Genomic DNA, 7819 nt, shown 5'->3' with positions numbered 1-7819 from the left:
TACGCAACAGGCTGATCTTGTAGAAAGAGCGGCACGAGTAGGGCGTGCCGGGCCGCAACGTGGTAGACTCCCAGAAGTCGGCCAGATTAAACACATTGAAGTGGCCGACTTCCCGCTGAATTCCTCCGGGCAGCAGCGTGCTCAGGTCGGAGCTAGTGCAGGGAGCCAGCTCCTGGTAAAGCGTATGAAGCGTGGTCGTCGTCATGGCAGCAGGCGGCTTGTAGAATTCAATGCCTGAGTAACCCGCCGTGGGGTAGAAAGTTTGCCGGTACCTAGGTGGTAAAGGCTAGCGCCAAGTGCAGCTAGGTTATTATAAGGCGTTCAAACAACTTCTTACCAAATCGGTACGCTACTCCTCATCCTCAAACAACACCCGCACCGACGGCGTGTAGTCGTCCTCGTATTGGCCCGAGCGCACGGCCCACAGGAAAACGCCCAGGAAGGTGACAGCCACCAAAAGGCTGATGCCAATCAGAATGAAAATGATGTTCATAGCTTGTTTCGATAAGCGGCGAGGCGCACCAGCAGCGTCGCAAACAGCATCACGCTGAGCGAGCTAATCGGCATCAGTATAGCCGACACGATGGGCGTGAACTTGCCTTGCACCGCCAGACCTAGGCCGATGCCATTGTAGCCGAAGGAGAGAATGAAGGTGGCTAGCACTACTTGCAGGCAGTCCTGGGAGAAGCGCAGGAAGGTGGCAAACTGGCCGAAGCTGCTGGCGTCCAGGATGGCGTCGCAGGCGGGGGAGAAGTTGCTGAGTGTGTCGGTGAGGGCGATGCCGGCGTCGGCTTGCCGGAGGGCGCCGGCGTCGTTCAGCCCGTCGCCGACCATGATAACGGTGCGGCCTTGCTGGCGCAGGGCGGCTACGTAGTCGAGCTTGTCTTGGGGCGACTGCCAGAAGCGGAGTTCCGCTTTCGAGCCAAATAGCTCCCGCAGGCGCTCTTGCTCGGTGTTGTTGTCGCCTGATAGTATGGCTAGGTGGTAGCGCTTGCCGAGGGTTTGCAACACCTCCTGCATGTGCTCCCGGTACACATTGTAGAACGCAAAGCAGCCTAGGGCCTTGCCGTCCACGGCCATATACACGCGCGACTGCCGGGTGTCGGCCGATGCTTTTGGGCCTTCCCGCGGCTGGGTTTCTGCGCCCACGAAAGCCGCCGAACCTACTTTCACTTCGCGCCCTGCTACTACGCCGCGCAAGCCTTGGCCGGGTACTTCGAAGTAATTGGCAACAGAGAGCTTATTGCTACCTAGCTCTTTCGCTAAACGCTGGCTAAGCGGGTGCGTGGATTGCTGCACCAAGGCGGCTATTAACTGGGTTTCTTCCAGTTGCAACGGTAGCCCCACGTAGCGCACTTCCGAGCGGTGGGTATCGGTGAGGGTACCGGTTTTGTCGAACACGATGGTATCGGCGCGACCTAGGGTCTCGACCACGGCGGAGTTTTTCAAGTAGAATTTCAGGCGCCCAAACACCCGCAACGCCGCGCCCATGGCGAATGGCGTGGCCAACGACAAAGCACACGGGCAGGCAATAACCAGCACCGAGGTGAAGGCGCGCATGGCCATGTGCGGGTCTTTCGGGTACCAATACAGAATGGAACCGAGGGCCAGCACCAGCGTAACCGCCACGAAGTAGCGGCCGACTTTGTCGGCATAGGTTTCCAAGGTTTGCTTCTCGGCTTTCTGGAAAGCGGGGTTGTTCCAAAGCTGCGTGAGGTAGCCTTGCGACACTTCGCGCACCACTTCCAGCTCCACCGCTTCGCCGACTTGCCGGCCGCCGGCGTACACTACTTCGCCCGTGAGTTTGGCTACCGGCACACTTTCGCCCGATACAAAGGAGTAGTCGATCTGGCCGGTGCCGCGCATGAGCATGGCGTCGGCGGGAATGACTTCTTGGTTGCGCACCAGAATGCGGTTGCCGACTTGCAAGTCCTTTACCGACACCGACTTCTCGCCGCCCTTCGTCAGCAGCGTGACGGCGACGGGGAAGTAGGAGGTGAAATCCCGGTCGAAGTGCAGAGCGTCGTAGGTGCGCTGCTGCACCCATTTGCCGATGAGCATGAAGAACACCAAGCCCGTGAATGAATCGAGGTAACCGGGGCCGCGGTGGGTGAGAATGTCGAAGAGGCTGGTCAGGAACAAGGCCGTGAGACCTAGGCTGATCGGGAAGTCGAGGTTAATGTAGCGCTGCCGCAGTCCTTGCCACGCCGATTCGTAAAAGCCGCGCGCACTCACTAGCAGCACCGGCAACGCCAGCACCAGACTCAAGTACCCAAAGAACCGCCCAAACTCCACCTGCAATTGCTCGGTGAACGACAGGTAATCGGGAAACGCCAACAGCATGACGTTGCCGAAGCAAAAGCCTGCCAGACCTAGCTTATAGTACAGCGCGCGGTTGCCGTGGTGGGGCTGGGCACCTAGCTCGGCCAGCGTGATCTGCGGCTCGTAGCCCACGGCGGCCAGCAGCTTTACTACTTCCTTGAGGCTCGTTTGGCTCGGCAGGTAGCTCACGGTAAGCTCCTTGCGCAAGAAGTTCACCCGCGACTCCGATACGCCCGGATTGAGCTTGTGCAGGTTTTCGAGCAGCCAGATGCAGGAGGTGCAGTGCATCTGCGGGATGGTGAGCGTGAGCTTGGCCAGCGTGTCGCTGCGGAAAGCGAGGAGTTGCGCCTGCACCGATTCTTGGTCGAGGTAGTCGAAGCGGCCGGGCAACTCTACCGCTTTTACCTTCTGGCCGGGGCGCTCGTCGAGGCGGTAGTAGGTGCAGAGGTTGTTGGCGTTCAGCAGCTCGTACACGGCTTGGCAGCCCTGGCAGCAAAACGGTTGCTCGGCGAAGATAATCGGCTCGTCGGGGCACTCGTCGCCGCAGTGGGTGCAGGCAACGTGGGTATGAATGGCGGGAGCAGTCGTGGGCACAGGAATGCTGATCTAAAAGAAGATCAAAGCTCCAAGTTGTGGCCGACGGAAAGGCTGACGAACGTCAGGGCTACGTCCTGATTAACGTCAGGGCATCCCGGCAAATAGCTCCGGAATTTTGACCCGTTGTTGCCGCCGCCCGCCGGTCCGACGCCCTAGGCGTCCGACCGGTTGTCGTGAGAACAGTTTGCCAGAATAACCCGCGTGTACAGCTAGCTCGTGCAGGCGGCAACCGGTCGGACGCCTAGAGCGTCCGACCGGCACAACGTCAATAACATACTCCTCTATATTCCTTACCGCATTATGCCTGCCCTTTCCGACATCCGCACTGAGGCTGATATCACGACGCTTATCAATGCCTTCTACGCCAAAGTGTTTCCCGACGAGCTGCTAGGTCCCATCTTCAGCGCCGACGTGCAGATTCACTGGCCGCAGCCTTTCTACACCATGGGCGCGTTTTGGAAGCGGGTGCTGCTGAACACCGGCGGCAACGACGGCTGGCCGTTTCCCGGCGGACTCGTGCTGCCCAACACGGGCGAGTATTTCCGGCGGTGGCAACAGCTATTTCTGGCCGCCGTGGAGGATAATTTCACCGGCCCGATTGCGGAAGCGGCCAAGGAAAGGGCACAGGAAATTGTGAAGATGTTTGAGAAGCGCCCGCCGCGCACGCTCAGCAGCCTGCTGGGGCTTTGTAAGTTAGAAAAGTAGGAGCCACTGAGAACCTAGCTTTATCAGACGTCCTTTCGACCAGCAGGAGAAATCTCGCGGGCTTCGCTAGAACGTCATGCTGAGCTTGTCGAAGCATCTTTACCGCTTCATTCTCACGCTACAATTACCATTGCACGCGAGATTTCTCCCGCTGGTCGAAAGGACGTTCGCTTTCTACTCGTCTTGGTGGAATAGACTCCAAGCAAAGACGAAGTTTTAACGTCTTTTAAATCCCATTCGGGGCCCAACTGTAGTATCTTTGTATCGTTGTTCCGTTCGCGGGGTCAGAGCTGCTCCTGGCCCCGTTTTTTTTGTGCTGTTGATTTCGTTTGTATGCGTCGTTCGCACACTACCGGTTCGCTGCTCCTGACGCTGGCCTTGTTCGTGTGGGCCGGGATGGTGGTGGGCATTTCCTTCCTGGAAGCGCCGCTGAAGTTCACTGCCCCGCACATCACCGTGCCGCTTGGGCTAGGCATCGGCCGCATCGTGTTTGCGGCGCTCAACAAGGCCGAACTGGCCCTAGGCATCCTAGCGGTGGTAAGTGCGTTTTACTTGCGCGTGCCGAAGCGGGTGGGCACCGGGCTAGGTGTGCTGAGCACCATCTTGCTCGCCCAAACTTTCTGGCTGCTACCGGCTTTAGATGTGCGTGCCACAGCTGTGCTAGCGGGCAGCACAGCGCCGCCGGGCTTCCTGCACATGCTCTACATCGGGCTGGAAGTGCTGAAACTGGTGTTTTTGTTGCTAACGGGAACCTGGGCGCATGGCTGGGCCTTGCAGGTAGCATGCCAGCGCACTTCTGCCCCCGAGCCGCGCGTACCGCACCGTCTAACGCTTTAAGCTGCTGTTCTTATGACTGCGCCCCTAGCTGATATTCAAACCGAAGCCGACATCAAAACACTGGTCGATAGCTTCTACGATAAGGTAAACCAGGACGACTTACTGGCGCCCATCTTCAACGGGGTTGCGCACGTCAACTGGGCCGCGCACCTGCCAGCCATGTACGACTTTTGGAGCAGCCTGCTGCTGGGTACCTCGCGCTACCGCGGCCGGCCCTTCCCTAAACACCTGCCGCTGCCCGTCGATGCGACGCACTTTCAGCGCTGGCTCAACTTGTTCTACGCGACGGTGGAAGAAAACTTCGCCGGCCCCAACGCCGACCAAGCCAAGGTGCGTGCCCTCAACATCGCCACGATGTTTGAGTACCGCATCCGCAAATACAACTCGTTGTCTATCCTGTAAAAGTCGCCTGCCGGTCCGACGCCCTAGGCGTCCGACCGGTTGCCGTCAGAACAATCCATCAGAACGATGGTCGTGCACCTAGCTTGTGTAAGCGTCGTTCTAACAGTAGCCGGTCGGACGCCTAGGGCGTGGACCGGCAGGCAACCATCCTAGCTTACCAGTGCGCCGAGCGCAGCTTTTCCGGCTGCAACACCCGGATGCTTTTCGGCGTGACTTCAATAAAACCGGCTTGCTTGAACTCGCTCAAGGTGCGAATCAGCGACTCGGAGGCGGTGCCGATCATGGCGGCCATGTCTTCGCGGGAGAGCTGGATGGCGGGCAAAGCGAGGTCGGCTTGCGCGTGCAGGCGCAGCAGCGTGTCGGCCACGCGGCGGCGGATGGAGTTGTAGGCCATGTCGAGCAGCTGCTGCTCCCGTTCGCTCACGCGCCCGGCTAGCAGGCGGATGAAGTGCTGACCCACTTCGGGGTTACGCGTCAGCAGTTGTAGAAAGTCTTGCTTGGGAATGTACACCAGTTCCGAATCGTCGACGGCCACGGCGGAGTCGCTGTAGGGCGTTTGCTCCAGCAGGGCCATGTAGCCGAAAAACTCGCCGGGGTTATAAATGCCCGTAATCAGCTCCTTGCCGGCGCCGGTGGTTTTCACCGTTTTCACCCGCCCCGACTTCACAAAATAAAGCCGCGCGGGCTCATCGCCTTCCACGTAGATGTCCTGTTTCTTGCGCGCCAGGTGCACCTTACGGTCGGCCGACAGGCTTTCTAAGTTAGCGACTTGCTTGGCGTCTTCCAGGAACTCATTCAGGCCTTCAGCTTGCAGATCGTAGTCGGGTTTGAGGTGCCGGAAGCGGTTGAGGCGGCCGGTTACGGCGCTGAGCAGCTCGGTTTCGTCGAAGGGCTTGGTGAGGTAGTCGTCGGCACCTAGCTCCATGCCGCGGCGCATGTCGGTGCGCTCGGTTTTGGCCGTGAGGAAGATGAACGGCACGCCCGCTAACTGCGAGTTTTGGTTGAAGATATTCAGCACGCCGTAGCCATCCAGCACCGGCATCATGATGTCGCAGATGACCAGGTCGGGGCGCTGGGCTAGGGCTTGCTCTACGCCTAGCTTGCCGTTTTCCGCCGTCGTCACGTCATAGCCGGCCAGCTCCAAAATCTCGGCGGTGTTCTCCCGGATCAGCTCGTTGTCCTCAATCAGCAGAATGGTTTTCATAGGGAATGGTGATGGTGACGGTGGTGCCCACGTTCAGCGCGCTTTGCAAAGAAATGGTGCCGTTCATTAATTCCAGGTACCGGCCGATGATGTACAGCCCCAGCCCCGTGCCCGGAATATTGGTGACGTTGCGGGCCCGAAAAAACCGCTCAAATAAGTGCTCCTGGTCCTCCACCGAGATGCCCACGCCCTGGTCTTGCACCGTCAGGGTCAGCAGCTGCTCGGTGCACCTAGCCCGCACCGTGACTACCGAGCCTTCGCCCGAGTACTTGATGGCGTTGGAAAGCAGATTCACCAAAATCTTGCGCAGCAGCGACGGATCGAGCCATACGGGCTTGCTGCAAAAAGCCTCTTTATCAATCGTCTGCCTAGCTTTTAGCAAGCCTTGTACGTCGGCAATGGTGTCGCTCAGCAGGGTATCAATGCTTAAGTGCACGGGCTTGGCTTCGATCTTTCCTTCCTCGATGCGGCCCACCGACAGAAACTCTTCCAGAATGTCGTTCAAGTGCATCACCGAGGCGCGGATGCGCTGTAAGTGCTTGAGGCGCTTGTCTTGCTGGTCGCCGCCGGGGTACTTCTCGATGAGCGTGGCCGACGTCAGCACGGCCGTGAGCGGGGTGCGAAACTCGTGCGAGGCCATCGACACAAATCTCGATTTCAGCTCGCCTAGCTCTTGCTCGGCGGCCAGGGCTTTGGTCAATTCCTGGGTGCGTTGTTCGAGCTGTTCGAGCGTGGTCATGAGGGCGTGGGTGCGGTCCACGACTTTTTGCTCTAGCTCGGCGTTTAGGCGCTCTACGCGCTGGCGCTGGGCAATCAGCTCGCGCTCAGCGTTTTTCTTAAAGGTGATGTCGACGATGTAGGACACCACGTAAAGCTCCTCATCCAGGTGAAAGTAGCTGAGGCTGACTTCCACCGGAAACTCGGAGCCGTCTTGGCGGCGGGCCAGCAAGTCGCCGCTGTGGGCGCCCATGGCCCGCACCGAGGGGTGGGCGTTGAAGGAGTGGCGCAGCTCCTCATGGCGGCGGCTCACCGACCTAGGTACCAGCAACTCAATGGGCTGGCCGGGCAGCTCGTCGGGCGCGTAGCCGAACAGCTGGTGCGAGGTGCGGTTGGCCGAGATAATCAGCCCCTGCCGGTCGCACACGATGATGCCGATGGTGGCGTTGGCTACCACCGCCTCGAAGCGGCCCACGCTTTGGGCTAGCTCGCGCTCCGCCTGTTGCAAGCGGCTTTGCTCGGTGAGGCGCACCAGAAAAAACGGTTGGTTTTCCAGCGCGAAGTACGTCAGCTCGATGCATCCCCAAAACGCCGGCCCGTTCTGCCGGCTGATTTCGGCTTCCGTTTCGTAGTGGCCTTGCTCCACCACGGTTTGCTGCAAGCTAACCCAGCCCGCATTCGACAGCGGCTCGGTGCGCAAAGTGCGGCTCGGCTCGTCTAAAAACGCCTGCTCCGACGCGTAGCCGAGCAGCGCAATACCCGCCTGATTGACCCGCACAAACCAGCCCAGCGTCACGTCATAAATGCCGACGAACTCTTTAGCTTGGTTGAACAGAATGTCGGTCAGGGCATTCGTAAACGGGGCGAGCGACATGGAAAGCAAGGAGAAGAAGATGAAGGTTTGCCTAGGCTAGGTGGGGCAAAGTTCCGCACAACGCCGCAGCCGGGGCCTGACAAATATCAGCTATTTGCCTGACGCGCATCAGGGAAAAGGAGACCTAGCGCCGGCAATTTTGCACGACCAAGATTCCTGAA

Annotated in this window: 7 protein-coding genes and 1 pseudogene; 3 read left to right on the top strand and 5 right to left on the bottom strand. The window is 59.2% G+C overall.

Going from position 1 to position 7819, the window contains the following annotated elements:
- From BXP70_RS22025 to BXP70_RS22015, 3 genes and pseudogenes are all read right to left on the bottom strand, one after another.
- Positions 1–205, bottom strand: a pseudogene (locus tag BXP70_RS22025) (AraC family transcriptional regulator); the annotation flags it as partial.
- 144 nt (positions 206–349) lie between these two features.
- Positions 350–493, bottom strand: a complete 144-nt coding sequence (ccoS, locus tag BXP70_RS22020; protein WP_086596281.1) for a cbb3-type cytochrome oxidase assembly protein CcoS — start codon at positions 491–493, stop codon at positions 350–352.
- On the bottom strand, positions 490–2916 hold the full coding sequence (locus BXP70_RS22015; protein ID WP_086596280.1) for a heavy metal translocating P-type ATPase: 2427 nt from the start codon (positions 2914–2916) through the stop codon (positions 490–492). Before BXP70_RS22015 ends, ccoS begins: the two co-directional genes overlap by 4 nt.
- A 303-nt stretch (positions 2917–3219) precedes the next feature.
- Between BXP70_RS22015 and BXP70_RS22010 the strand changes: the two genes are divergently transcribed.
- The 3 genes from BXP70_RS22010 to BXP70_RS22000 all read left to right on the top strand — a co-directional run bounded on the left by BXP70_RS22010 (position 3220) and on the right by BXP70_RS22000 (position 4863).
- The gene (locus tag BXP70_RS22010) at positions 3220–3624 is read left to right on the top strand and encodes a group III truncated hemoglobin (RefSeq protein WP_086596279.1); all 405 of its coding nucleotides are present in this window, start codon (positions 3220–3222) and stop codon (positions 3622–3624) included.
- Between the two features lie 333 nt (positions 3625–3957).
- Positions 3958–4461: a hypothetical protein gene (locus BXP70_RS22005; RefSeq protein WP_179197775.1), complete on the top strand. Its 504-nt coding sequence runs from the start codon at positions 3958–3960 to the stop codon at positions 4459–4461.
- A gap of 12 nt (positions 4462–4473) precedes the next feature.
- The gene (locus BXP70_RS22000) at positions 4474–4863 is read left to right on the top strand and encodes a group III truncated hemoglobin (protein WP_086596278.1); all 390 of its coding nucleotides are present in this window, start codon (positions 4474–4476) and stop codon (positions 4861–4863) included.
- Positions 4864–5017: 154 nt separating this feature from the next.
- On the opposite strand, the gene BXP70_RS21995 is transcribed toward BXP70_RS22000, so the two are convergent.
- Entirely contained in the window at positions 5018–6067 is a 1050-nt protein-coding gene (locus BXP70_RS21995; protein ID WP_086596277.1) for a response regulator, read from the bottom strand.
- Entirely contained in the window at positions 6045–7658 is a 1614-nt protein-coding gene (locus BXP70_RS21990; RefSeq protein WP_086596276.1) for a sensor histidine kinase, read from the bottom strand. Before BXP70_RS21990 ends, BXP70_RS21995 begins: the two co-directional genes overlap by 23 nt.
- Positions 7659–7819 lie beyond the last annotated feature (161 nt).

The organism is Hymenobacter crusticola (assembly GCF_002154225.1).
GTDB classification, from domain to species: domain Bacteria; phylum Bacteroidota; class Bacteroidia; order Cytophagales; family Hymenobacteraceae; genus Hymenobacter; species Hymenobacter crusticola.
The sequence above is the reverse complement of the archived record's forward strand: the minus strand, read 5'-3'. Positions and strand labels throughout refer to the sequence as shown.